The following is a 23,144-nucleotide window of genomic DNA, read 5'->3' on the forward strand; positions in this document are numbered from 1 at the left end:
GATCCACGTACAGCGCAGCTGTATGACAATTAGTAGGCGTGATTCCTAATCCAGGAGGCCGCTATGGGAAAGACTCTAGCTCTTTTAGCGATGGCACTATGTGGCGCTTCGTCTCTGGCTGCACCCGACTCCAGGGCGGTCAATGAACCGTTGAGCATTCAGCGCCAGATCTTCGGAAGTGGCGAGCAAGGCGCGACGGGAGCGCAGCGAGCCGAGCCAGTGGGTGACTATGGCGTCTGGCATGTGCCCCAGTACCTGCCCGGTTACCCGACTGCCGCAACCATCTGGCCCCGCGCCATCCCTGTGAAATGCAGGGACAGGCAGTGCGAGGGCTATGTGATCACCCCGCAGATGGGGCCAGGTGAGTACCTGTTTTTCGTGCCTACAAGCGAGTAGGCCGCTCAAAGCCATCACAGCGCAACAGCACCTCCATTATGCTGACCGTCAGTCAAGCAACCAGGGCGGACTTACCGTCCCTGGTTGTTTTGCATCGCGCAAATACGCGCTCACCGTGTACTGAGAGCCGCAACCCGCATACCTTCAGGCAATGCAAGCCAGGCGAGGCAGCACGCCCGAGCTCATTCGGCACCAGGTGTTTTTTTGCCAGAAGAACGACTGGAACAATTGCAGCGCCCCAATATGGGCTACAATCCGCCTCCCCATGGACAAGCGCCAGGGCCCAGGAATCCCATGCTTTCGAGGCATGTCCCTGATTCCGGGCATCTCCGGCCCAGAGCTAGCTTCGCTGGCGCAGCCTCCTTTCTCCGTGTGAGAAACCGGAGCATCCAATACGCCACAGATACCTGTCTTTCCCCGTCTGACAAGGCTGGGCCGATCTTGTTCGCTCATTTTTTCGAAGTTGCACAGCCGCTGTGCATAACTTTGCCCAATCTGGTGCATCCACCTGCTTTCGGATCTCATGTCTGGTCGGGATCGCATCCTTGTTCCCTACAGATGCCGATTCGCTACGAGCGGGCTGCGCATACCTGTCTCCAGGATCTTTTCCCTCTCAAAGATCTGTTTTGAGCACCAGCAAAGCTGGACTGTCAACGAGACCTGTTGCTGTCAATCCTCGCAAGCCTGGCTTGATTCAGATCATAAAAAAATCGCTGTTCATGACAGCGATTTTTTCCACAGTTCATGTGGACAAGATTGTGGACATCCAGTGAAATCCTGGTGACAAAGGCTCACAAGCCCTTGTGCTTGCAGCCCGAAAGGTAGGTTGCCTTCAAATCAGGCAACTGCAACCCCGGGGTTAACCCTTGGGCTTTTCAGAGCTGGCGCCGGATCACCAAACGCCCCGACTCGGTGATATGCCAATGCTTCTCTGCATCCTGCTCCACCAGCCCCCGCTCCAGCAGGCGCCTGGAGAGATACTCCTTGGCCGCAGACCACAGGGAGACATCCTCGCCCAGCTCCAGCTTCTTGAGTGTTTCCAATTCATCGACCGTAGGTTCATACACAGGTGCGCGATAGACTGCGGTTTGCATGGTGACTTCTCCTAAGCTCGTGCGATGACTGGCCGCTTCGGTTCCGAAGTGCCTGAGATCCAAGATAAACCTGTCATCCGCGACACGCAATAGTTACCCGCCTGCTTTACCTTTATTCACCCAACCCATACCCCACCCTTACAGAGTTGGCAGCCTGACAACAGGCTGCCAACTCATTATTCAGGAGCTGACCACCTTTATGCTGTATGCGCTTGCCGTACTTTTCGCCTTTCAGCTACTGGGGGAGTTCCTGGCCCGCGTCACGGGCTTGCCTCTGCCGGGCGCGCTGATCGGTACCCTGCTTTTGCTGCTGGGCCTGCTGTTTTACAAACGCCTACCCAAGACACTGGAAGACACGGCTCAGGTGCTGTTACAGAACATGATGCTGCTTTTCATCCCCGTCATTGCGGGCGTGATGCTGGAATTCGACCATCTGCGCCGCGAATGGCTGCCGTTTGTGCTGGCCTGCATTGCCGGCGCTGCCATCACCTTCACCGCGACCGCACTCACCTTCCGCTTCTGCCTGCAGCGCCAGCGCACTCGCAAGCCGGATGACGAGTCCGCCCCAGAGCAGGAGGCCAACGTATGAGCTCCTCACTGCTTGAGCGCCTGCACACCGCCTGGCTGAGCCTGGCCGAAGGCTCGCCCCTGCCCTGGCTGGTGCTGACCATGCTGGTCTATATGGCGGCCATGGCCATCTACCGAAAAAGCGGCAACCGCCCCCTGCTGATACCGGTGTTCACGGGCGTGGTCGTCATCGTCGCCATTCTGATGATCACGGGCACGCCTTATGCGACCTATCGCAGCGGCGTCTCCCTGCTGGGCCTGATGATAGGGCCGGCCACCGTGGCGCTGGCCATCCCGCTGTACGCCCAGCGCGAACGCATCAGCCAACTGTGGCTGCCCATCAGCGTGGCACTGCTGGTGGGCTGTCTGGTCGCGCTGCTTTCAGCCCTGGGTATTGCCTGGGCTTTCGGCGGCTCTCAAGCCACGCTGATCGCCGTGGCCCCCAAGTCGGCCACCATTCCCATCGCCCTGCCCATGGCCGAGCGTTTTGGCGGAACACCCTCGCTGGCCGCCGTGGCCGTGGCCATCACCGGCATCAGCGGCACCATGATGGCACCGCTGCTGTGCCGCATCCTGCGTCTCAGGGACCCGGCGGTCCAGGGCTTTGCGATCGGGCTCACGGCCCATGCCATTGGCACGGCACGCGCCATTCAACTCAACCCCACGGCCGGTGCATTCTCCGCCCTGGCCATGGGGCTGAACGGCGTGGCCACGGCCGTGCTGATGCCACTGGTGCTGGCCATTACCCCCTGGATTTAAAAACAATAGCTACCAGCGCTTTATACATAAGCGCTGAAAGCCATTTTCACTAGGTTTTTCGCTCGCTGCGCCGGTAGGCTGCAAGCGCACCCAGAATCATGGCCATGCCCAGCCACTGCACCGGCTGCGGCCTGGCGCCAAACCAGAGCAGGTCCACCAGCAAGGCCATGACGGGGTAGATGAAGGACAGGCCGGCGATCGCCTGCGCCTGCAGTCTCTGAAATGCCGTGTACATCAATGTGTACATCCAGGCCGTATGCACCAGACCCAGCACCAGCACCGCACTCCAGGCCCTGGGGCCGAAGAGCGCCTGGTCGCGCAGTTCCCACACCCAGGGCAGCAAGCTCAGCGCTCCCGCCAGCATCTGCAGCATGGCAATCTGCGCCGGCGCGATCCGCTTGAGCCGCTGAGTGGCCAAAGTGGCCAAGGCATAAAGACCGGCCGCCAGCAGCGCCAGCCCAATACCCAGCAATTGCCCTTGCGATGCACCCTGGCCAGCCAGTCCCAGCAAGCCACTGCTCAGACCCACGCCAATCAAGGCCAGAACCAGCCAGGGCAGGCGATTGAGCGGCAGCGGCTCACGCTGAAGCAGGGCTGCCAGCAGCAACAGCAAAAAGGGCTGCACGTGATAGACCACCGTGGCGATGGCAATGCCGCTGTACTCATAGGCACGGAACAGGCACAGCCAATTGACGATGAGCGCTGCCGCGCCAAGCAACAGCCAGCCGCACTCGCGCCAGCTAAGCAGTGACCACTGTCCCGACCAGCCAACCCAGGCCGCCAGCCCCAGGCCACCAAGCAAACAGCGCAGCCACACTACCCACAGCACGGGCAGATCGCTTTCCACCACCAGCAGACCGATGGTGCCGGACAGCGCCATGGCCAGCACCATGCGCCAGGTACCACCAGACGGTGGCGCAGCGGCCAAAGCCGGCTTCGAAGCCAGCGTTTGCAAAGAGGAGGAAATCTGGGAAGTCATGACGGCATCGTCCGTCAATCACATCCATGCATCAATACATCCTCATTCCACTTACTATTGCCTGTCAATCAACAATCAAGTCGACCCATGAGCACAGAACCCGGCCTGCTCCCTGAAATGCTGGTTTTCGCCAAGGTGGTGGAGCTGCGCAGCTTTGCCGCCGCTGCGCGGCAACTGGATCTGACCACCTCGGCGGTCAGTCGCAGTGTGGGGCGGCTGGAAGCCCATTGGGGCGTGCAGTTGCTGCACCGCACGACCCGCTCCCTGTCCCTGACCGAGCTGGGTGCCGAGGTCTATGCTGCCTGCAGCCAGTTGGCGCAGACGGCCAGCGATATCCACGCCATTGCCGGCCATTACAGCGGCGTGCCGCGCGGCACGGTGCGGCTGACGGCGCCGACCATTTTTGGTGAAATCTGGCTCAGTGCCCAACTGCCAGCGCTGCGCCGCCAATGGCCGGAGCTGGAGATCGCCGTCAGTCTCAGCGACCAGATGCAGGATCTGGCCCAGCAAGGTCTGGATCTAGCCATTCGCCTGACCCGCCCGGAACAGCTGCCACCCCATATGGTGGCGCGCGAGTTGCGCCAGGTGCGCTATATTGCCGTGGCCTCGCCAGCCTACCTCCAGGGTCTGCCCAAGCCGCCCGGCCATCCGCTGGAGTTGGGCCGCCAGCATGGCGTGGCATGCATCACGCTGGGCTATGGCGACTTTCAGAGCCGGCTGCAATGGCTGCACGGCCAGGATCGCAGCCCGGCGCCTGCCGTGACCGAAGTCGCCGTTCACGCACCTTTGTCCATGGACAGCAGCACGGGCATCATCAATCTGGCGTTGCAGCACCAGGGCATAGGCCTGGTGGCAGACTTTGCCGCCCAGGCCGTGCTGCACAGCGGTGCGCTGATACAGGTTCTGCCCGACTGGCAGCTGACGGGCAATTACGCGCCGCGCACTGCCTATGCGCTGTATATGCCTTCGCGTCACCTGCCACTCAAGGTGCGGGCGCTGATCGACCATCTGGTCGAGGCAGGCCGGCGCCAGCGCTTCTGAAGATCCGGCGCTGCCGTCCACACAGGGGGCAAGTTCTCCCCACCCAGGCACTACAAGCTTGTGGACAAGGCTCGGCAGTGAGCGGGATAAGCAGATCAAGCCATTGTTTTCAAATGATTTTCAGGAACCCGCCCATTTTTTAGGCAAACCACACCCTGCGGCACCCAGAACCCTCAAACTCTGCATTTCATAGCAGCCCAGGCAAGTCTGAATTGGGCTGCAGAGCAGTTCTCCCCAACAAATCGCTACAAGCTTGTGGACAACCCCCGGCAACGCCTTGAATAAGCGAGTTAAGTCCTTATCGGAACTGGATAATCCGAGCGCTGATTATTTTTTAATCAACACGCCATCGGCATCACCAGGCTCTCAGCGCAGCGGCCCTTGCCAATCGGCGAGGCGATAGGCACTGTCCCAGAACAGCCATTCCAGCCGGGCCGCATCCTTGTAGGCTGCATGCATGGCCGCACGCGTGGTCTCGGTGGCCTCCTCGGCCAGGCGATCCACCGTGGCGCAGACGCCGCGCACTGCCGCGTGGAACTCCTCGCTGGCATAGGTATCCACCCAGGCCTGATATGGATTGTCTTTGGCCGAGCGCGCATGAATGTCGCGCCCCACCTCGGCGTAAATCCAGAAACAGGGCAGCAGCGCGGCCACGGCCACCGGGTAAGTGGCGCTCCAGGCCGTGGCCAGCAGATAGCTGGTGTAGTGATGGCAGGCCGGCGTCAGCGGCGTGGCCGCAAACTGCTCGGGCGTGATGCCGAAATCGCGCATGAAGCCGCCATGCAGGGCGCGCTCCACCACCACGGCCTCATTGGCGGCATTGGCAAACTGCACCACGCCTTCGGCGTTATCGGATTTGGCCGCCGCCACAGCCAGCGCGCGGCCATAGGCGACGAGGTAATGCGCATCCTGAATCATGTAGTGGCAAAAGCGCTCCCGACCCAGAGTGCCGGCCGCCAGCTCCTGGTTGAAGGGCAGCTCCAGGGTGCTTTGAAACAGCGCCTGGTTGGCATTCCACAGGCTTTGGCTGAAAGACATGATTCGACTCTCCACTGCAAGAATTCATAGCAGCCAGCGCTTTGCTGACTGGGCAAGCAATCATTCTTGCTGAGATACATGCTTTGGCAGCCCAAATCCCGGCAGATATCCGGTCAAAGCTGTATTTCAAGGCTGGCGCTCTGGCTTGCGGCCAGCGGCCTCCTGCGCCTTGTGCTGCAGCCACTGACTGAACACCCGCAGCGCCGGCGAGGCTTGCGCCTCGGCCGCCAGCTCGGGCGTGACCAGATAGTAGGCGCGGTTGCCGCGCAGCGGCTGCGGGCAGGCGACGATGAGATCGCCACGTGCAATCTCCTGCTCGATCAGCATGGGCGGGATCAACGCCACGCCCAGCCCCTGGCTGGCGGCCACGGCCAGCATGGAGAACAGCTCAAGCCGCATGCCGTCGAGTGCCCGCGGCGCATCGACATGCATCGCGTCGAACCACTGGCGCCAGCCCTGCGGACGCGTGCTTTGCTGCAGCAGCGGCAGGCGCGCAATCACCTCGGGGCCCACCGGCAGCCAGGCACGGCCCGGATCGCGCTGCTGGGCCGTGGCCAGCAATTGCGGGCTGCACACGGGCACGACTTCTTCGTCCATCAGCCACTGCGCCTGCACGCCAGGCCAGCGTTCCACCTGCCCGGGCGTACCCGCATAAAGAGCTGCATCGAACACGGTGTCGGCAAACAGAAAAGGCCGGGTCTGCACATCAATGTGGACGGTGATATCGGGATGCTGCTGGGCCAGCTGCGGCAGGCGTGGCAGCAGCCAGCGGGTGGCAAAAGTAGGCACGGCCGCCAGATTGATGGGGCCGCCCTCGCCCTGGTGGCTCATCAGATCCAGGGTGTCACGCTCCAGCCCCTGCAGCCAGCGCCCGACCTGGGTGGCGTAATGCCGGCCCGCATCGGTGAGCAGCACGCCATGGCGCGTGCGCCTGAACAGGGCCAGCCCCAGAAACTCCTCCAGCGCAATGATCTGGCGCGAGACCGCGCTTTGCGTCAGCGACAGCTCCTGTGCGGCCTTGGTATAGCTGATATGGCGGGCAGCCGATTCGAAGCAGGCCAGGGCCTGGGTGGAGGGAAGCACTCTGCGCATATTACGTATTCCTTGGACGCATTCATAAAAAGCAGATCAAAGTCAAAATCAGATCTATTCGACTTATACATGCATTTCTCTCATCCATAGATGATTATTCATCGTTTGCCAGCCTCTATTTCGGCCACCTAAGATGTGTGCAAGCACTCAGGCGAGAAAGCGCCTGCAGCCCGACACCTTGCATTCAGGAGACGAACATGGCCAATGGCTACCAGTGGGACGACTGCTTCCAGCTCGACCAGCAACTGACCGAAGACGAGCGCATGATCCGCGACGCCGCACGCGATTACTGCCAGGACAAGCTCAAGCCCCGCGTGCAAGCCATGTTCCGCAATGAATCGGTGGACATCAGCATCTTCCGTGAGATGGGCGAGCTGGGCCTTCTGGGCCCTACCATCCCCACGCAGTACGGCGGTGCAGGCCTGAACTATGTGAGCTACGGTCTGGTGGCGCGCGAGATCGAGCGCGTGGACTCCGGCTACCGCTCCATGGCCTCCGTGCAATCGTCCCTGGTGATGGTGCCCATCAACGAGTTCGGCACCGAAGCGCAGAAGATGAAATATCTGCCCAAGCTGGCCTCGGGCGAATTCATCGGCTGCTTCGGCCTGACCGAGCCCGACCACGGCTCCGACCCCGGCTCCATGGCCACTCGCGCCTACAAGGTCGACGGCGGCTATCGCCTCAAGGGCAACAAGATGTGGATCACCAACAGCCCCGTGGCCGACGTGTTCGTGGTCTGGGCCAAGGAAGTGAGCGAGGACGGTACGGTGGGCCAGATCCGCGGCTTTGTGCTGGAAAAGGGCATGAAGGGCCTGTCCGCCCCGGCCATCCACGGCAAGGTGGGTCTGCGCGCCTCCATTACCGGTGAAATCGTGATGGACGACGTGTTCTGCCCCGAAGAGAACGCCTTCCCCGATGTGCGCGGCCTCAAGGGCCCGTTCACCTGCCTGAACAGCGCCCGCTTCGGCATTGCCTGGGGCGCCCTGGGTGCGGCAGAAGACTGCTGGCACACCGCCCGCCAGTACACGCTGGACCGCAAGCAGTTCGGCCGCCCGCTGGCCGCCAACCAGCTGATCCAGAAGAAGCTGGCCGATATGCAGACCGAAATCACGCTGGGACTGCAAGCCGCGCTGCGCGTGGGCCGCATGAAGGACGAGCACCAGAACGTGATCGAGATCACCTCGCTGATCAAGCGCAACAACTGCGGCAAGTCGCTGGACATCGCCCGCATGGCGCGTGACATGCTGGGCGGCAACGGCATCAGCGACGAGTTCGGCGTGGCCCGCCATCTGGTGAACCTCGAGGTGGTGAACACCTACGAAGGCACGCACGATGTGCATGCGCTGATCCTGGGTCGTGCCCAGACCGGTATTGCGGCGTTTGCTAATTAACTCCCCCTGAGCGGCTATGCCGCCGTCCCCCTCCCTGGCGCTTCGCGCCGGAGGGGGACGGGAACCTCGCTGCGGGACGGCCCTTGCTCGTTACCCTTGCGAAAGAGGCGGTGCCGGCCTCCAGCAATAAAAGCCCTTCCGCTATCTATTTGTTAGCTTCTACCGCTTTATTTGCATGGGTTTTGGATAGTTTTTCTATCAAAATCCATACCAATAAAGCGCAAGCAGCTACTGTTTTCATAGTTTTCCACCCGGTTTCTGGACTTCTCCGACATGAATGCATCGACAACCACTCCCACCGGCGCGCTGGCAGGCATCAAGGTGCTGGATCTGTCGCGCGTGCTGGCGGGTCCATGGGCCACGCAGATGCTGGCCGATCTGGGGGCCGATGTGGTCAAGGTGGAGCGCCCTCTCGCCGGCGACGACACACGCCACTGGGGGCCTCCGTTCCTCAGGGACGACGCGGGCAACGATACGCGCGAGGCCAGCTACTTCACGGCCTGCAACCGCAACAAGCGCAGCATCACCGTGGACATGGCGCACCCCGATGGCCGGGCGCTGCTGCAGCGCATGGCGCAAGAGGCCGATGTGGTGGTGGAGAACTTCAAGACCGGAGGACTCGCGCAATACGGTCTGGACTATGAGAGTCTCAAGGTGCTGAACCCGCGCCTGGTGTACTGCTCCATCACGGGCTTCGGCCAGGACGGCCCCTACGCCGAACGCGCGGGCTATGACCTCATGGTGCAGGCCATGTGCGGCCTGATGAGCATCACCGGCCATGCCGATGGCGAGCCCGGCGGCGGCCCCTTGAAGGTGGGCGTGGCCGTGATCGATGTGTTCACGGGGCTGTATGCCAGCAATGCCATCCTGGCCGCGCTCAACGCCCGCGACAACGCGAGAAATGGCAGTGGCCAGGGTCAGTACATCGATATGGCGCTGCTGGATGTGGGCATGGCCGTGCTGGCCAACCAGGCCGCCGGCTTTCTGGCCACCGGCCAGGCGCCGGGCCGCGCCGGCAACACCCATCCCAGCCTGGCGCCGTATCAGGACTTCCCGACGCTGGACGGCAATGTGCTGCTGGCCATCGGCAATGACGGCCAGTTCGCGCGCTTTTGCGCAGCGATCGGCGAGGAAGCCTGGGCACAGGATGCGCGCTTTGCCACCAATACCGCCCGCGTGCGCAACCGCGCGGCGCTGCTTGAGCTGATGAAGCCGCAGATGCGCCAGCGCAGCACCGCCGACTGGATTGCGCTGCTGGAGGACAAGGCCGTGCCCTGCGGGCCCATCAACACCATCGCCCAGGCTTTTGACGACCCGCAGGTCAAGGCCCGAGGCATACACAAGACATTGCCGTCGAGCGCGGGCCACGGCATCTCTGCCATGGCCACCGTGGCCAGCCCCATGCGGCTGTCCGCCACGCCCGTGACCTACCGCAACGCACCGCCCGCACTGGGTCAGCACACTGACGAGGTGCTGCTGGAGTTGGGGCTGAGCCCTGCCGATCTGACGTTGTTGCGGGAGCGCGGTGCGATCTGACACCCTTTTCACCTGGGCAGAGCACGGCATAGATCGGTGCCTGCCTTTCACACATCACACCAAGGAGACAAACATGTTCAAGTTCACCGCCACCGTCGTGGCCGCCCTCGCCGTTTGCGGCGCAGCCCAGGCGCAGAGCAACTACCCCAACAAGCCCATCAGACTGCTGGTGCCCTTTGCCGCCGGCGGCACGACCGACCTGATTGCCCGCATCATTGCCGAGCCTCTGAGCCGTGAACTGGGCCAGTCCGTGGTGGTGGAAAACAAGGGCGGCGGCGGCGGCAGCATCGGCGCCTCCGAAACCGCGCGCGCGGCCCCCGATGGCTACAACCTCGGCATTGCCACCGTCTCCACCACGGCGACCAATCCGGCCATCAACCCCAAGATTCCCTACAACGTGGCCACCGACTTCACGCCCATCGTGAACATTGCCGCCACGCCCAACATCATTGCGGCCAACCCAAAGTTCGCCGGCAAGGACTACAAGAGCTTCCTGGCCGAGATAAAGAACCATCCCGCCAAGTACTCCTACGCATCGCCCGGCCTGGGCTCCATCACCCACCTGATGATGGAAATGTTCAAGCTGGAAACCAAGACCGAGATGACCCACGTGCCCTACCGTGGCTCGGGCCCTGCGCTCAACGACACCGTGGCCGGTCAGGTGCCGCTGATTTTCGACAACCTGCCCTCCACTCTGCCCTTTGTGAAGGAAAAGCGTCTCACGGCCCTGGTCGTCGCCGCTCCGCAGCGCATTGCAGCCCTGCCTGATGTGCCGACCTTCAAGGAAGTCGGCCTGCCCCAGGTCAACCGCATGGCGTACTACGGCATCGTCGGCCCCAAGAACCTGCCCAAGGACGTCGTGGCCAAGATCAACGCGGCCGTGCGCAAGGCCGTGCAGGACCCCAACGTGAAGAAGCGCATCGAGGAAAGCGGCTCCATCATCATGGCCGACACCCCCGAAGCCTTTGCCAAGCAGATGGCCGAAGAGCTGGCCGTCTACAAGAACGTGGTGCAAAAGCAGAACCTGAAGATGGACGAGTAAGCGTCTTCGGCACATGAAAAAAAGTCCTCGCCGGCACATACCGGCGAGGACTTTTTCTTGGCCCCGCCTCATGCACAAGCCAGGTGCTCATGCATGAAACTGGTGCAATGCAAGACCTGTTCTCAGAAACGGTGGCGGATACCCACCAGGGCGCTGGTGCCGGACTTGTTGGGAATGTCCATGCTCACGCGGTCATACATGGCCACCGCATAGACATCGGTGCGCTTGGACAGGAAATGGTCGTAGCCGAGGCTGACGGTGGTGCGTGTGCCGCTGACGTTGCCCACTTCCGACTTGGTGCGTGCAGCCGCTGCCTTGAAGGTGCCAGGCGTGCCGCTGACGGGGATGTCCAGACCCAGCGAGTAGGTGGTGTTCTCGCGATCCTGGGCATTGATCTTGGCCTGGCCGTACGTCGCATAGAGCTTGGCCACGCTGAAGTCATAGCTGCCGCCCACCATCCAGTTGCTCTTGGTCGGCATCACCGCCAGCGATACCGGGTTGTTGATCTGCGCACGCTCGTAGAACGCGGTCAGGCTCAGCGGTCCGCCCGAGTACATCAGGTTCAGGCCCACATTCTTCTTGCCCTTGTTGCCGCTGCTGGTCTGCTCGCCGAACTGGTAATGCACATTGGCCCTGAGGCCGCCGAAACTGGGCGTGGAATACAGGATCTGGTTGCTCCAGCCGGTGTTGGAGGCCGTGGTCAGGCTGTCCGTTCCCCAGGCCGCGGTCGTCATATTGGCATGCAGCACCAGCGGCGAGACCGTGAAGGAGTCGCCAAACGGATTGGTCAGCACCGTGGGCAGGAAGTTAGGCGCCAGGCCACGGCCCAGGCTCACGCGGCCAAAGCTGCCAGCCAGACCCACATTGGCATCACGCGAGAAAAAGGGGTCGGCATCAAAGCGGCCGGGGGTACCGGTATCGGCACGGAAAAAGCTCGTGATATTGAAGTCGGCCTTGAGGCCGCCGCCCAGATCCTCCACGCCCTTCACACCCCACCAGGAAGTGGTCAGACCGCCGGAGCCGACCGAGGCCACGCGCTGCTGGCCTGCCAGCTTCATGGAGCCGGCATAGCTGTCGATGGTGCCGGTGAGCTGCACGGAGCTCTGGGCCTGGGCCGACAGGCTGGCCGCAGCCAGGGCGATGGTGGTGAAGGTAGCGGCAAACGCTTTCATGGGTGGTTTCCTCTCTAAAAAAATTTGAGACAAACCACCCATGCAAGAGTCAGGCCAGTTTTGTATACAAAACTAGGACTTCAAACGAAAGCTGTCGGCCAGCTTCAGCATCATGAACAGCCAGAGCGCGCCGCCCAGCGCAATCAGCAGGCCGCCCACCAGACCGATATGTGTCATGCCCCAATGCTGGCTGACGATGCTGCCCAGCAGCGCGCCGCCGCCAATGCCGATATTGAAAATGCCCGAGAACATGGACATGGCCACATCGGTGGCATCCGGCGCCAGATTCAGTACCTTGGACTGCATGGACAGCGCAAAGCAGATCATGGCAATGCCCCAGACCGAGCTTTGCAGATACAGGCTCCAGACATGCGTGCTGCTCATGACCAGCAGCAGCAGGCTCAGCGCCAGCACGCCGATGGACGACAGCAGAAAGCCCCGCGGAAAGCGCATACCGAACCAGCCGAACAGCACGCTGCCCACAATGCCCATGCCGCCATACAGCAGCAGCACGGCCGTGGTCACATCGCCGGCGTGGCCGGCAATGTCCTGCACAAAGGGCTCGATATAGCTGTAGGCCGTGAACTGACCGGTAATCACCACCACCAGCAGCACATAGATACCTACCAGGGCCGGGCGCCTGAACAGCATGGGCACACTGGACAGGGAGCCCGCGTTCTCGCTGGGCAGCAGAGGCAAGAGCTTGCCCAGCACCAGCATCACCGCCGCCGCCACCCCACCGATGGCCAGAAACGTCATGCGCCAGCCCAGCCATTCACCCACGATGCGACCCAGCGGAATGCCCAGCACCATGGCCACGGAGGTGCCCGTGGCCAGCAGGCTCAGCGCCATGGCCTTCTTGCCCGGCGGCGCCACGCGCACGGCCAGCGAGGCCGTGATGGACCAGAACACCGCATGCGACAGCGCAATGCCGATGCGGCTGATGACCAAAGACGCATAGCTCCAGGCCACGCCCGAGAGCAGATGGCTGAGCACAAACACCGCGAACACGCCCATCAGCAGCTTGCGCCGCTCCACCTTGCGCGTGAGCAGCATGAAGGGCAGCGAGGCCAGCGCGACCACCCAGGCATAGATGGTGAGCATCAGCCCCACCTGCTCAACCTGCATCTCGAAGCTGGCGCCAATGCTGCTGAGCAAACCGACGGGCACGAACTCGCTGGTGTTGAAGACAAAAGCGCCCAGCGCCAGCGCAATGACGCTGAGCCAGGCCTGGGCGGGGGATCGGGCAGGAGATATCGAGGTGGAGATCGGAGAGGCTAAGGGCTCTGTCATGAATTTGCAGCTTGCTGCAACGCAGCATAAAGACCGAATTGTGCGCGCCCATGCGTCAAACAGGGCGCACAGTCCGCTTATTCCGCAGCCATTGCAGGGACGAGGGCCTGCCTGCGCTTCTGAATGAGCCTGGCCAGCAGCACCAGAACCAGTGCAATATTGAAGGCCAGCACCAGCATCGCCTGCCAACTGCTGCGATGCAGCAGATGGAGCAGCTCAAACGGCAGGTACACGGTGCTGGCCAGTACGCCGAACCACTCCCCCCAGGCCTTGTCCTGCCACAGCCCCCAGGCCTCGATGAAGCGCACGGCCGCATAGAGACAGCCGAGCAGCACCAGCGTACTGACCGGCGTGACGTTGAGGGCATCCGCGGCCTGCAGCAGCAGGGCCAGATAGCGTTGCTGAGGCGACAGGCCCGCATGGCCGATCAACTCCAGCACCAGGCGATGGATATCGTGGTGCAGCAGACTCAGCACGCCCCACAGCCCCAACAGCGCCGCCACGCCTTTGGTGGCCTCGAACACGGCCATGGCCTTGACCGCAGTGCGCAGTGACGACTGTGAACTCATGGGCGTTTCCGTCGCTGAAAGCACCACTATAGAAACAACTGCCGGATAGCGCTCGCGCTGACCTTGTGCAGACACGCACCGCCATCCGCGGCAGCTCAAGTGGCTCTAGACGCCTGCGCCCCAGGTAAAGCGCAGGCCCAAGCAGCAGCAGGATCTACGGCAGAATCAATAGGCCACCGTGAAGCGCTCACGCACATGGAGGCCCTGCTCCAGTGCATCGATCAGCGCCACGGCCAGGTCTTGCACCGAAATATCGCCGGGCTGACCGTCAGCCTGCATCAACGGTTCGTCCTTGCCCGTGCGGTACTCGGCAGTGCGGCCCCTGGATTGCGCATCGGAGCCGCCATGAAAGCCCACGGCCGGACTCAGCATGGTCCAGTCCAGAGCGACTTCCCTTTGCAACTCGGCAAACATGTCGCGCGCCGCCGAGGCGCCGGGCTTGATGAACGCCGGGAAGTCGGGCGAATCCACCAACTGCTGGCCATTCACATACAGGCTGCCGGCGCCGCCCACGACCAGATAGCGCTTGATGCCCGCAGCCTTGACACCTTGCACGATGGCACGCGAGCCCTGCATGAAATCGGCATAGATATCGGGATTGTTCCAGCCTGCGTTATAGGCGCTGACCACCGCGTCGCAGCCGGTCACGGCTCGCTGCACCTCGTCGGCGTTGAGCACATCGGCCTTGACGAACTGCACATGCTCGCGTGCGGCAGCGGCCTCGGGCTTGCGTACCAGGGCCACGACATCATGACCGCGACGCAGCAGCTCATCCAGCAATCCGGCACCGACAAAACCCGTGGCGCCAATCAATGCAACTTTCATGAAAAAACTCCTTGTATCTTCAACAGGGCTAAAGATTAATCGGCATTAATCGCGAAAAAAACCCCCTTCAGCCACCATGACCTTGAAGCTGCACTTCAAAATAGCCTCATGGAAGATTTCAGACGCATGGCCATTTTTGCCGCCGTGGTGGAGCGCGGCAGCATGAGCGCCGCCGCCCGCCAGCTCGACATGACGCCCTCGGCGGTCAGCCAGCACATCCGTCAGCTGGAGCAGGAGGCCGGCCTGACACTACTGCACCGCTCCACGCGCCAGCTGACGCTGACTGATGCCGGCCAGCGCTTCTACATCCAGTGTGCCGCCATGTGCGAAGCTGCCAGCCGGGCACGCGCCGAACTGGCCGCCGAGCATCAACGCCCCAGCGGCGAGCTGCGTCTGGCCGCCCCAGCCGGCTTTACCCAGCATGCGGCACCGGCGCTCGGCAAGTGGCTGGCCATGCATCCTGAGCTGCGGCTGCGCCTGCTGATGGATGACGCCCCCATAGACCTGATTCAGGCGCGCGTGGATCTGGCGCTGCGCTTCGGCAATCTGCAGGACTCCAGCTGGGTGGCCCGCCATCTGGGGCGCAGCGCCACCGTGCTCTGCGCCTCGCCGCATTGGATCAAGGCGCATGGCAGCACTCCTCGACACCCGGGCGAGCTGGCGCAGCTGCCCTGGCTGGAGATGAGCCGCAGCGACGATGCCCAGGCCGACTTTCTATGGCGACAGCAGGGCACGAACCAGGAGTTCCGGCTGCAGGTGCGCCCGCTCATGGTCAGCAACCACCGCAGCGCGGTGCAGCAATTTTGCGAAGCGGGTCTGGGCCTTGCCCTGCTCTCGGCCCATGACGTGGCAGCCAGTCTGGAGTCTGGCAGCCTGGTGCGCCTGCTGCCCGACTGGAATATGGGCATGCTGGACATCTGGGCCGTCACCGCCAGCCGCGACACCCTGCCCGCCAAGGTGCGCGAGGCCATCGAGGTGCTGCGCGAGTATTTCGGTCAGCTCCAGGGTATGCAGAACTAGCGCAATCCTCAAGCATGCGAGGACCTGGCACCCATCCAGGCCTGCCGCCCAAGCGCTGAAAGCAAAAAAGCCTGCAAATGCGAGGCATCTGCAGGCTTTGCAAAACAGGCCACACCACATGGCCCTGCGCACTCAAACCATCATTTCAGATCAATAGGCGTCTTGTTGCCGTTCACATAGCGGCTCAGCGTATAGCTGGGGTTCTTCATTTCGCCGTTCTTCTCGAACTGGATCTTGGAGGTCACACCCGAGAAGTCGGACTTCTGCAGGAAGGGGATATAGACCTTGGGGTCCCAGGAGTTGGCACGCTTCATGGCGTCGGCCAGCAGCATGGTGCCGTCATAGAAATAGGGGCTGTAGACCTGGAACTGGCCCGGATACTTGGCGTCATAGCGCTTCTTCCACTCCGTGCCGCCAGGCATCTTGGCAATCGAGGCACCGCCATCGGCGCAGACCACGTTCTCCAGCGGCTTGGCGCCTGCAGCCACCTTGGCCAGCTCGGTCACGCAAATGCCGTCGCCGCCGAACATCTTGACGTCATTCATGCCCAGCTGGGCCATCTGGCGCAGCATGGGGCCGGCCTGACCGTACATGCCGCCGTAGAAGATGGCATCGGGCTTCTTGGCCTTGATGGAGGTCAGAATGGCCATGAAGTCCGTGGCCTTGTCGTTGGTGAACTCGTTGGCAACGATCTTGATGCCCTGCTTTTCGGCATCCTTCTTGAACACATTGGCCAGACCCTGACCATAGGCCGTGCGGTCGTCGATCACGGCAACGTTCTTGAGCTTGAGGTTCTTGGCCGCATAGGTGGCCAGTGCAGCACCCAGGGCGTTGTCGTTGGCAATCACGCGATAGGTGGTGTTCCAGCCGGGCTTGGTCAGGTCGGGGTTGGTCGCCGCGCCCGTGATCATGGGAATGCCGCAGTCCTGGAAGACCTTGGACGAAGGAATCGCCACGCCGGAGTTCACAAAGGCCACGGCACCGGCGACCTTGTCATCGCAGAGCTTCTGCGAAGCGGCCGTGCCCTGCTTGGGGTCGGCCACATCGTCTTCGGCCACCAGCACGAACTTGACCTTCTTGCCGCCGATTTCCATGCCCTTGGCGTTCAGGTCCTCGATGGCCATGCGCACGCCGTTTTCATCGTCCTTGCCGAAGTGAGCCTGAGGGCCGGAGGTCGGGCCGATGTGGCCGATCTTGATGATCTGCTCCTGGGCCATCACCCCGCCTGCCATACCTGCTACGACTGTCGCGATACACAACTTGCCAAAATTCTTCATTGCGCACTCCACTCGGTTGAGACAAGACGCAACCTTATGCCCCGCGGCAGGCAATTGGCAATGAGGCAATCACATAGGTGCAGGGAGTGCTACACCGGCACAACAATCAGTGTTTTCAGGGATCGGCAAGTGCGCCGGGCTGTGCTGGAAAAAGCCGCCGCCAACCCATGCTCGCGAAATGGCAGCAGGACCCAAGAAGAACGCCCCAGACTGGGGCGTTCCTTTATCAACAACTGCCGCTCAGGCTGCCTTGGCCTGCAGGAACGCATCCACCTTGGCATGCTGGTCCAGCGTGCTCAGACAGGCATGGGCCACTTCCACGCCCTTCTTCACGAAGTGCTGGCGGAAGAACTCCACATGATCGCCATGTTCGTGGAAGTCGCGCGGCGTCAGCACAGCGGAGAACACGGGCACTTCGGAGTCCATCTGCACGCGCATCAGCCCGTCGATCACGGCCGTGGTCACGAATTCATGGCGATAGATACCGCCGTTGACGATCAGTGCCGTGGCGATCACTGCATCGAAACGACCGCTTTGTGCCAGCTTCTTGGCCAGCAGCGGGATTTCAAAGGCACCGGGCACGCTGAAATGCGTGATGTTGCCTGCCTGCACGCCTTGTGCCTGGAGCTCGGCCTGGGCGGCATCGCGTGCCTGGTAGACCACTTCGGTGTGCCAGCTGGCACTGATGATGGCAATGCGGCTGCGGCCGGCCACAGCCTTCCAGGGCGTACCGTCGGAAGTCGCGTGAGTGGCAAAGTTCATGGAGATGGGGGTCTGATTCATGGTGGTATTTCCAGAAAATTCCAATGAATCAGGGCGTGCGCGAGAACACCTGCCCATGCGGCAGCGACAGCTGCACCACGGACCAATGCTGCGCGATCTCTTTCATCCGGACTATGACCGTCGGCTCTGGCATCTCACCAGATCTGCTGACCCTGCAGGCTCTGGCGAGACTGCAGGCGCTCGCGGGCTGCTGCAGTCAATGCAAGGCATTGCCGCAGATACCGCCGGTGGGGAATTGCACCCCGCCCTGAGAACGCTGCTTTGCAGTGAACCTGAATTCACCGCAAGACGAAGTCATTCTAGCGAGGCTTTGGCTGCGCTTTTGACAAAAGGGTCACTATGGCGCCAATCTGAAAAATCAAGACAAACTGCCATCATCTCCCGTCCACAAAGCGAAGAAAGCTCTCATTTGAGGAGCACTTGGCATCATGAAGTCAACCCGGAACAGCCGCCGGACGTTGAGAGCACAAAGCCTTGTTTCCACCCACACCTCCAACCGACCCGCCATGAAGTCATCCCTGCAGGCAATGATGTCCACCTCCACACGCTGGGCCAGCATGGGGGCTTTGGCGGTGCTGTGCACGGCGTGCGCGGTTCCCGGCGAGTACGACTCCGGCTATGGCGGTGGCTACGGTGGCAGCTATGGCTCCACCACCGTCTACAGCACCCAGCCTGCTTATCCGGCCTATCCCGCCTACCCGGTGTACCAGGGCCAGGACCGCAATGACTGGGCATGGCGCGAACGTGAACGCCGTCAATGGGAGCGCCAGCGCGAGCTGGAACGCGATCGCGCCCAGAACATGCGCGATCGCGAGCAATGGCAGCGTCAGATGGAACGCGACCGCGCTCAGCAACAGCGCGACCGGGACCAGCAGCGCCGCGACTGGGATCGTCAGCAATCCCAGAATCGCCGCGATCAGGACCAGATGCGCCGCCAGCAGGAGCGCGAGCAGCAACAGCAATCGCAGCAGCGCGAGCGTGACCGCATGCAGGCCGAACGCGATCGCCAGCAACAGGCCCGCGACCGCCAACAGCAAGACCGCGAACGTGAGCGCGATCAGCGCCAGCAGCAACGCCCGCGCGAAGGCCAGCAGCAAGGCTTTCCTCCTCGCGGCGACTGGCGCTGACCGGATGCTGCGGCACGGCACCGCTTCTGCTTTTCCTGCCGCCACTTCATAATTTGCAGGCAGTCAAACGCCTTTGAAGGAGCGGTCATGTCAGAGCCCCTATCTCCCACCGTCATCATGCGCAAGCTGCCGCTGGGCTTGCTGCTGGGCTGGGCGCTGATCGCAGGCACGGCCCAGGCTCAGGTCATGCGCTGTGTCGATGCCAAGACCGGCGAGGTGACCTATACCAACGGCCGCTGCATCCCGGGCGAAATGAGCACGCAGATTCAGGCGGCGCAAAGCGCCGAGGAAATTGCGTCCGAACGCGCCAATGCCAGCCAGGCGCGGGAGCGCAGCAAGGCCCAGATGGCGCGCGACGATGCCCAGCGCCGTCAGCGCGAAGAGCAGGAGCGCAAGGAGCGCGAAGCCGCCGAGAGAGCCCAGGCCCGGGCCGGTGCCAATCTGGAAAACACGGCCGCCTGCCGCCAGGCCCGCGAGCGCTACAACGCCATACTGGCCGAAGCCAGCCCCGATCCGGCCACCTGGGGAGAGCGCAGCCAGGCGGCCCAGGCCCAGATGGAGATGAGCTGCCTGGGCGCAGCCGCCTACCAGCAACTGCAGCAAAGCCGGGCGCTGCAGCCCAATGCCATCAACCGCCCGCAGTGGGGCTATGGCTATCCCAACCGCTACCCGCCGGCACGTCCCACGCCATCGCAGCCACCCGCCAAGATCGTCAACTGCAATGTCTTCCGCTGCTATGACAACCGCGGCGGCGTTCATCCGATACCGTAGTCCCCCTGAGGCGCTGTGCGCCTTCCCCCAGGGAGCGACAGCTTCGCTGCGCGGCGGCGCTTGCTTGCTGCCCAATGCCTGACCGCGCCAATTTTGGACGATCGTGCTCTTGGCCCCCTGCCTAGCTTTGCAGGCCCTCAGTCACCGTGGGATAGCGCAGCCTGAGCCGCAATTCGCGCTTGAGCCGCCGATTCGACAGCCGCCGCGACTCGCTCATGAAGCTCAGCAGACTTGCGGGCAGTTCGGTCTGCGCCTGCTCGCGTGAGATGCGCGGCGGCCTGGCCAAGCCGTAGAGATCGGCCGCCAGATCGAAGTAATCCCCCATCTTCAACTGCGTGTCGTCGCTGGCGTGATAGATGCGCTGCGCCTTGCCACGCCACAGCGCAAGCAGGCAGGCACGCGCCAGGTCATCGGCATGAATATGGTTGGTATAGACATCGTCTTCGGGCTGCAGCACGGCGGTGCCACGCTGCAGCCGGGTGCGGGGCGTACCGCCCTCCCGATCTGGGGCATAGATGCCGGGAATGCGCAGCAGGCTGGTCCGCAGACCCGAGCGCCCTGCAAAGCGCACCGCGAGTTCGGCATTCACGCGGCGCTGAGCTCTGGCAGTCGTCGGCGCAACGGATCGGGTTTCGCTCACCCACTGCCCCTGGCAATCGCCATAAACGCCCGAGGTCGATGCATAGACCAGGCTGCGCGGCAGGCTGCGCAGGCGCAGTGCCCGCAGCAGCGCCGTGGTGCGGGTGTCCAGCCACCAGCGTTCATCCCCGGCAGCCGGTGCCGGAGGCGGCGCCAGGTGCAGCACACGCGTCGCGATACCTGCCAGTCTGCGCAGGCTGGCCGGATCATCCAGATCCCCCCACAAAGGCCTCACGGCCTGGGCATGCAGCAAACCGGCCCGCTCCGGATTGTGGCTCAAGGCCAGCACTTGGACTGCCTGCCTGCCGCGGCCCGAAGTGAGCAGCAATCGGGACACGCGCCGACCCACATCGCCGTGGCCGACGATCAATAGACGTTCACGACGAAAGCGCGCTGGCAGCGCGCCCAATGGGCTTTGGTTTGAGGGCAAAATCGGGACCTGGTGCGTACAAGTTCTAAGGAGCCGCTGGCGTTGCTGCGACAGCAGCAGCGCCGACAAAAAAGGCTGCCGGATACGCCTTCAAGGATAACCAAAACGTCATGACCGAGATTGCCCACGCTTCGTTTGAAATTACCGTCCAGCCCAGTGGACGTGCTTTTGCCACTCAGGGCGCTGAAACCATTCTGGCTGCGGCGATTCGTACCGGCGTCGGCCTGCCCTACGGCTGCAAGGACGGTGCCTGCGGCTCCTGCAAGTGCAAGAAGCTCAGCGGTGACGTCAGCCATGGCACGCACTCGGACAAGGCTTTGAGCGCCGAGGAGGAAGCCAGCGGCTATGTGCTGACCTGCTGCGCCACACCCCACAGCGATGTGGTGCTGGAGTCGCGCCAGGTCACGGATGCCAGTTCCTTTCCCATCAAGAAGATGCCCGTACGCGTGGCTGCGCTCGAGAAGAAGTCGCATGACGTGATGCAGGTGCGCCTGCAGTTGCCGGCCAGCGAGAAGTTCAAGTACCACGCCGGCCAGTATGTGGAGTTCATACTGCGTGACGGCGCCCGCCGTGCCTATTCCATGGCCACCGCGCCTCATGTGCAGGAAACGGCGCCCGGCATCGAGTTGCATATCCGTCACATGCAGGGCGGCAAGTTCACCGACCATGTCTTCGGTGGCATGAAGGAAAAGGAAATCCTGCGTGTGGAGGGGCCGTTCGGCAGCTTCTTCCTGCGCGAGGACTCGGACAAGCCCATCATCCTGCTGGCCTCGGGCACGGGCTTTGCCCCCATCAAGGCCCTGATCGAGCATATGCGCCACAAGGGGATCAACCGCCCCGTCGCGCTGTACTGGGGCGGCCGCCGCCCCTCCGATCTGTACGACGCCAGCTGGATTGCCGAGCACACGGCCGCGATGCCCCAGTTCAGGTATGTCCCCGTGATCTCCGACGCCCTGGCCGAGGATGCCTGGACAGGCCGCACCGGCTTTGTCCACCAGGCCGTGCTGGACGACTTTGCCGACCTGTCCGGCTACCAGGTCTATGCCTGCGGAGCTCCCATCGTCGTGGATTCGGCTCGCGCCGCTTATACCAGCGAACGCGCCCTGCCTGCCGAAGAGTTCTACGCCGACGCCTTCACCTCCGAAGCGGACAAGTAAGAGCGCTGTTTTTCGCAAGCCCCGATGCATTCCATGACGCATCAGGGTTTACGCGCAATTTTCTTGCACAAGTAACCGCCAGTTCCGGAGCCGCTGCAATTTTTTGCACAATAGAGCTCTATGAACCGTAGAAACAGCCTTCTCTCGGTCATGGCGGCCGTTGCTGCCTTGGCCTCTCCTCTCTCCCAGGCCCAAGAACCCATCCGTCTGATCGTGCCCTATGCGCCCGGTGGTCCGCTGGACATCACCTCCCGCGCTCTGGCAGAGCGGGTGCGCGATTCTCTGGGCGTCGTCATCATCGACAACAAGGCCGGTGCCGGTGGCAATATCGGCGCCGACGCCATTGCCAAGGCCCAGCCCGACGGCCTGACCATAGGCCTGGCCGCCACGGCCACGCATGCCGTCAACCCATGGCTCTATACCAAGATGCCCTATGACGCGGGCAAGGACTTTGCCGGCATCACCCAGATGGTGCGCGTGCCCAATGTGCTGGTGATGAATGCCGCCAAGGCCGAGCAGCTCAAGATCCATAGCGTGGCCGATCTGATCACCTACGCCAAGGGCCATCCCGGCAAGCTCAACTACGGCAGCGGCGGCAATGGCTCCGCAGGCCATCTGGCCGGCGAGATGCTCAAGCAAAAGGCCGGCATCTTCGCCCTGCACGTACCCTACCGTGGCGCCAACCCCGCCCAACTGGCCCTGCTGTCTGGCGAGGTGGACTTCAATATCGACAACCTGGCTGCAGCCGCTCCCAATATCAAGAGCGGCAAGCTGGTGGCCCTGGCGGTGACTTCGCTCAACGCCTCGCCGCTGCTGCCCGGCGTGCCCGCGCTGTCCAAGACCTACCCCGGTTTTGCCATCGACACCTGGTGGGGACTGGTGGCCCCGGCCGGCACCCCCAAGCCGGTGCTGGACAAGCTGAGCAAGGCCTTCAATGATGCCCTGCACGCACCGGAAACCAAGACCCGCTTCAACGCCCTGATGGCCGAACCCGTAGGCTCCACGCCTGCAGAATTCGACAAGTTCATGGCCGCCGAGCGAGCCAAGTACCAGCCCATCGTCAAGGCCTCCGGCGCCAAGGTCGACTGACGGGCCCTGACACGGATAAAAAAGCCCCGGCAGCCTGACGGCCCCGGGGCTTTTTTC

23 protein-coding genes and 1 riboswitch are annotated in these 23,144 nt (G+C 62.6%); of the genes, 12 read left to right on the top strand and 11 right to left on the bottom strand.

Annotated features, from left to right (window positions below):
• The first annotated feature begins 63 nt into the window (after positions 1–63).
• A complete protein-coding gene (locus FSY59_RS26235; RefSeq protein WP_043374402.1) occupies positions 64–396 on the top strand; it encodes a hypothetical protein in 333 nt (110 codons plus the stop codon).
• 875 nt (positions 397–1,271) lie between these two features.
• On the opposite strand, the gene FSY59_RS26240 is transcribed toward FSY59_RS26235, so the two are convergent.
• On the bottom strand, positions 1,272–1,490 hold the full coding sequence (locus FSY59_RS26240) for a hypothetical protein (protein WP_003052696.1): 219 nt from the start codon (positions 1,488–1,490) through the stop codon (positions 1,272–1,274).
• A gap of 199 nt (positions 1,491–1,689) precedes the next feature.
• Between FSY59_RS26240 and FSY59_RS26245 the strand changes: the two genes are divergently transcribed.
• Both FSY59_RS26245 and FSY59_RS26250 read left to right on the top strand, forming a co-directional pair.
• Entirely contained in the window at positions 1,690–2,079 is a 390-nt protein-coding gene (locus FSY59_RS26245; RefSeq protein ID WP_148729976.1) for a CidA/LrgA family protein, read from the top strand.
• On the top strand, positions 2,076–2,816 hold the full coding sequence (locus FSY59_RS26250; RefSeq protein ID WP_003052689.1) for an LrgB family protein: 741 nt from the start codon (positions 2,076–2,078) through the stop codon (positions 2,814–2,816). The genes FSY59_RS26245 and FSY59_RS26250 overlap by 4 nt, the downstream gene beginning before the upstream one ends.
• Positions 2,817–2,865: 49 nt before the next feature.
• On the opposite strand, the gene FSY59_RS26255 is transcribed toward FSY59_RS26250, so the two are convergent.
• Positions 2,866–3,795, bottom strand: coding sequence for a DMT family transporter (locus tag FSY59_RS26255; protein ID WP_255439784.1), 930 nt, complete (start codon positions 3,793–3,795; stop codon positions 2,866–2,868).
• Positions 3,796–3,882: 87 nt separating this feature from the next.
• Between FSY59_RS26255 and FSY59_RS26260 the strand changes: the two genes are divergently transcribed.
• Positions 3,883–4,836: a LysR family transcriptional regulator gene (locus FSY59_RS26260; RefSeq protein WP_003052684.1), complete on the top strand. Its 954-nt coding sequence runs from the start codon at positions 3,883–3,885 to the stop codon at positions 4,834–4,836.
• 366 nt (positions 4,837–5,202) lie between these two features.
• Here FSY59_RS26260 and tenA read toward each other — a convergent pair whose 3' ends face one another.
• Together tenA and FSY59_RS26270 are read right to left on the bottom strand one after the other, a co-directional pair.
• The gene (gene tenA / locus FSY59_RS26265; RefSeq protein WP_148729977.1) at positions 5,203–5,874 is read right to left on the bottom strand and encodes a thiaminase II; all 672 of its coding nucleotides are present in this window, start codon (positions 5,872–5,874) and stop codon (positions 5,203–5,205) included.
• 126 nt (positions 5,875–6,000) lie between these two features.
• Positions 6,001–6,966: a LysR family transcriptional regulator gene (locus tag FSY59_RS26270; protein WP_043008342.1), complete on the bottom strand. Its 966-nt coding sequence runs from the start codon at positions 6,964–6,966 to the stop codon at positions 6,001–6,003.
• A gap of 197 nt (positions 6,967–7,163) precedes the next feature.
• Between FSY59_RS26270 and FSY59_RS26275 the strand changes: the two genes are divergently transcribed.
• From FSY59_RS26275 to FSY59_RS26285, 3 genes are all read left to right on the top strand, one after another.
• Entirely contained in the window at positions 7,164–8,357 is a 1,194-nt protein-coding gene (locus tag FSY59_RS26275) for an acyl-CoA dehydrogenase (RefSeq protein ID WP_003052673.1), read from the top strand.
• Between the two features lie 273 nt (positions 8,358–8,630).
• Entirely contained in the window at positions 8,631–9,893 is a 1,263-nt protein-coding gene (locus tag FSY59_RS26280) for a CaiB/BaiF CoA-transferase family protein (protein WP_050871987.1), read from the top strand.
• 73 nt (positions 9,894–9,966) lie between these two features.
• Positions 9,967–10,935: a tripartite tricarboxylate transporter substrate binding protein BugE gene (locus FSY59_RS26285; RefSeq protein ID WP_003052667.1), complete on the top strand. Its 969-nt coding sequence runs from the start codon at positions 9,967–9,969 to the stop codon at positions 10,933–10,935.
• Positions 10,936–11,057: 122 nt separating this feature from the next.
• On the opposite strand, the gene FSY59_RS26290 is transcribed toward FSY59_RS26285, so the two are convergent.
• From FSY59_RS26290 to FSY59_RS26305, 4 genes are all read right to left on the bottom strand, one after another.
• The gene (locus FSY59_RS26290) at positions 11,058–12,107 is read right to left on the bottom strand and encodes a porin (protein ID WP_003052664.1); all 1,050 of its coding nucleotides are present in this window, start codon (positions 12,105–12,107) and stop codon (positions 11,058–11,060) included.
• A gap of 72 nt (positions 12,108–12,179) precedes the next feature.
• Complete coding sequence (locus tag FSY59_RS26295) at positions 12,180–13,400, bottom strand: sugar transporter (RefSeq protein WP_003052661.1); 1,221 nt, start codon at positions 13,398–13,400, stop codon at positions 12,180–12,182.
• 77 nt (positions 13,401–13,477) lie between these two features.
• The gene (locus FSY59_RS26300) at positions 13,478–13,969 is read right to left on the bottom strand and encodes a DUF2127 domain-containing protein (RefSeq protein WP_148729978.1); all 492 of its coding nucleotides are present in this window, start codon (positions 13,967–13,969) and stop codon (positions 13,478–13,480) included.
• A 165-nt stretch (positions 13,970–14,134) separates the two neighbouring features.
• A complete protein-coding gene (locus tag FSY59_RS26305) occupies positions 14,135–14,794 on the bottom strand; it encodes an NAD(P)-dependent oxidoreductase (protein ID WP_043374423.1) in 660 nt (219 codons plus the stop codon).
• A gap of 108 nt (positions 14,795–14,902) precedes the next feature.
• Between FSY59_RS26305 and FSY59_RS26310 the strand changes: the two genes are divergently transcribed.
• Entirely contained in the window at positions 14,903–15,814 is a 912-nt protein-coding gene (locus tag FSY59_RS26310) for a LysR family transcriptional regulator (RefSeq protein WP_003052651.1), read from the top strand.
• Positions 15,815–15,954: 140 nt separating this feature from the next.
• Here FSY59_RS26310 and FSY59_RS26315 read toward each other — a convergent pair whose 3' ends face one another.
• Together FSY59_RS26315 and FSY59_RS26320 are read right to left on the bottom strand one after the other, a co-directional pair.
• Positions 15,955–17,091, bottom strand: a complete 1,137-nt coding sequence (locus FSY59_RS26315) for a branched-chain amino acid ABC transporter substrate-binding protein (RefSeq protein WP_003052646.1) — start codon at positions 17,089–17,091, stop codon at positions 15,955–15,957.
• A gap of 240 nt (positions 17,092–17,331) precedes the next feature.
• The gene (locus FSY59_RS26320) at positions 17,332–17,874 is read right to left on the bottom strand and encodes a 6,7-dimethyl-8-ribityllumazine synthase (protein WP_043006880.1); all 543 of its coding nucleotides are present in this window, start codon (positions 17,872–17,874) and stop codon (positions 17,332–17,334) included.
• A gap of 90 nt (positions 17,875–17,964) precedes the next feature.
• Positions 17,965–18,133: riboswitch (FMN riboswitch) on the bottom strand.
• Between the two features lie 247 nt (positions 18,134–18,380).
• Here FSY59_RS26320 and FSY59_RS26325 point away from each other — a divergent pair.
• On the top strand, positions 18,381–19,001 hold the full coding sequence (locus tag FSY59_RS26325; protein ID WP_232536045.1) for a hypothetical protein: 621 nt from the start codon (positions 18,381–18,383) through the stop codon (positions 18,999–19,001).
• A gap of 87 nt (positions 19,002–19,088) precedes the next feature.
• A complete protein-coding gene (locus tag FSY59_RS26330; protein ID WP_003052635.1) occupies positions 19,089–19,772 on the top strand; it encodes a DUF4124 domain-containing protein in 684 nt (227 codons plus the stop codon).
• A 121-nt stretch (positions 19,773–19,893) separates the two neighbouring features.
• On the opposite strand, the gene FSY59_RS26335 is transcribed toward FSY59_RS26330, so the two are convergent.
• The gene (locus FSY59_RS26335; protein WP_187427993.1) at positions 19,894–20,841 is read right to left on the bottom strand and encodes an NAD-dependent epimerase/dehydratase family protein; all 948 of its coding nucleotides are present in this window, start codon (positions 20,839–20,841) and stop codon (positions 19,894–19,896) included.
• A 110-nt stretch (positions 20,842–20,951) separates the two neighbouring features.
• On the opposite strand from FSY59_RS26335, the gene FSY59_RS26340 reads away from it, so the two are divergent.
• On the top strand, positions 20,952–21,998 hold the full coding sequence (locus tag FSY59_RS26340) for a CDP-6-deoxy-delta-3,4-glucoseen reductase (protein ID WP_003052628.1): 1,047 nt from the start codon (positions 20,952–20,954) through the stop codon (positions 21,996–21,998).
• Positions 21,999–22,118: 120 nt separating this feature from the next.
• Complete coding sequence (locus FSY59_RS26345) at positions 22,119–23,087, top strand: tripartite tricarboxylate transporter substrate binding protein (protein WP_003052626.1); 969 nt, start codon at positions 22,119–22,121, stop codon at positions 23,085–23,087.
• Positions 23,088–23,144: the final 57 nt, after the last annotated feature.

Origin of the sequence: Comamonas sp. Z3, assembly GCF_008121565.1 — a bacterium.
Taxonomy (GTDB): Bacteria; Pseudomonadota; Gammaproteobacteria; order Burkholderiales; family Burkholderiaceae_C; genus Comamonas; species Comamonas brasiliensis.

Bases quoted from the DNA above. Each gene is read 5' to 3' on its own strand.
- FSY59_RS26235 (WP_043374402.1), top strand. From the start codon at position 64: ATGGGAAAGACTCTAGCTCTTTTAGCGATGGCACTATGTGGCGCTTCG.
- FSY59_RS26240 (WP_003052696.1), bottom strand. From the start codon at position 1,490: ATGCAAACCGCAGTCTATCGCGCACCTGTGTATGAACCTACGGTCGAT.
- FSY59_RS26245 (WP_148729976.1), top strand. From the start codon at position 1,690: ATGCTGTATGCGCTTGCCGTACTTTTCGCCTTTCAGCTACTGGGGGAG.
- FSY59_RS26250 (WP_003052689.1), top strand. From the start codon at position 2,076: ATGAGCTCCTCACTGCTTGAGCGCCTGCACACCGCCTGGCTGAGCCTG.
- FSY59_RS26255 (WP_255439784.1), bottom strand. From the start codon at position 3,795: ATGACTTCCCAGATTTCCTCCTCTTTGCAAACGCTGGCTTCGAAGCCG.
- FSY59_RS26260 (WP_003052684.1), top strand. From the start codon at position 3,883: ATGAGCACAGAACCCGGCCTGCTCCCTGAAATGCTGGTTTTCGCCAAG.
- tenA (WP_148729977.1), bottom strand. From the start codon at position 5,874: ATGTCTTTCAGCCAAAGCCTGTGGAATGCCAACCAGGCGCTGTTTCAA.
- FSY59_RS26270 (WP_043008342.1), bottom strand. From the start codon at position 6,966: ATGCGCAGAGTGCTTCCCTCCACCCAGGCCCTGGCCTGCTTCGAATCG.
- FSY59_RS26275 (WP_003052673.1), top strand. From the start codon at position 7,164: ATGGCCAATGGCTACCAGTGGGACGACTGCTTCCAGCTCGACCAGCAA.
- FSY59_RS26280 (WP_050871987.1), top strand. From the start codon at position 8,631: ATGAATGCATCGACAACCACTCCCACCGGCGCGCTGGCAGGCATCAAG.
- FSY59_RS26285 (WP_003052667.1), top strand. From the start codon at position 9,967: ATGTTCAAGTTCACCGCCACCGTCGTGGCCGCCCTCGCCGTTTGCGGC.
- FSY59_RS26290 (WP_003052664.1), bottom strand. From the start codon at position 12,107: ATGAAAGCGTTTGCCGCTACCTTCACCACCATCGCCCTGGCTGCGGCC.
- FSY59_RS26295 (WP_003052661.1), bottom strand. From the start codon at position 13,400: ATGACAGAGCCCTTAGCCTCTCCGATCTCCACCTCGATATCTCCTGCC.
- FSY59_RS26300 (WP_148729978.1), bottom strand. From the start codon at position 13,969: ATGAGTTCACAGTCGTCACTGCGCACTGCGGTCAAGGCCATGGCCGTG.
- FSY59_RS26305 (WP_043374423.1), bottom strand. From the start codon at position 14,794: ATGAAAGTTGCATTGATTGGCGCCACGGGTTTTGTCGGTGCCGGATTG.
- FSY59_RS26310 (WP_003052651.1), top strand. From the start codon at position 14,903: ATGGAAGATTTCAGACGCATGGCCATTTTTGCCGCCGTGGTGGAGCGC.
- FSY59_RS26315 (WP_003052646.1), bottom strand. From the start codon at position 17,091: ATGAAGAATTTTGGCAAGTTGTGTATCGCGACAGTCGTAGCAGGTATG.
- FSY59_RS26320 (WP_043006880.1), bottom strand. From the start codon at position 17,874: ATGAATCAGACCCCCATCTCCATGAACTTTGCCACTCACGCGACTTCC.
- FSY59_RS26325 (WP_232536045.1), top strand. From the start codon at position 18,381: ATGAAGTCATCCCTGCAGGCAATGATGTCCACCTCCACACGCTGGGCC.
- FSY59_RS26330 (WP_003052635.1), top strand. From the start codon at position 19,089: ATGTCAGAGCCCCTATCTCCCACCGTCATCATGCGCAAGCTGCCGCTG.
- FSY59_RS26340 (WP_003052628.1), top strand. From the start codon at position 20,952: ATGACCGAGATTGCCCACGCTTCGTTTGAAATTACCGTCCAGCCCAGT.
- FSY59_RS26345 (WP_003052626.1), top strand. From the start codon at position 22,119: ATGAACCGTAGAAACAGCCTTCTCTCGGTCATGGCGGCCGTTGCTGCC.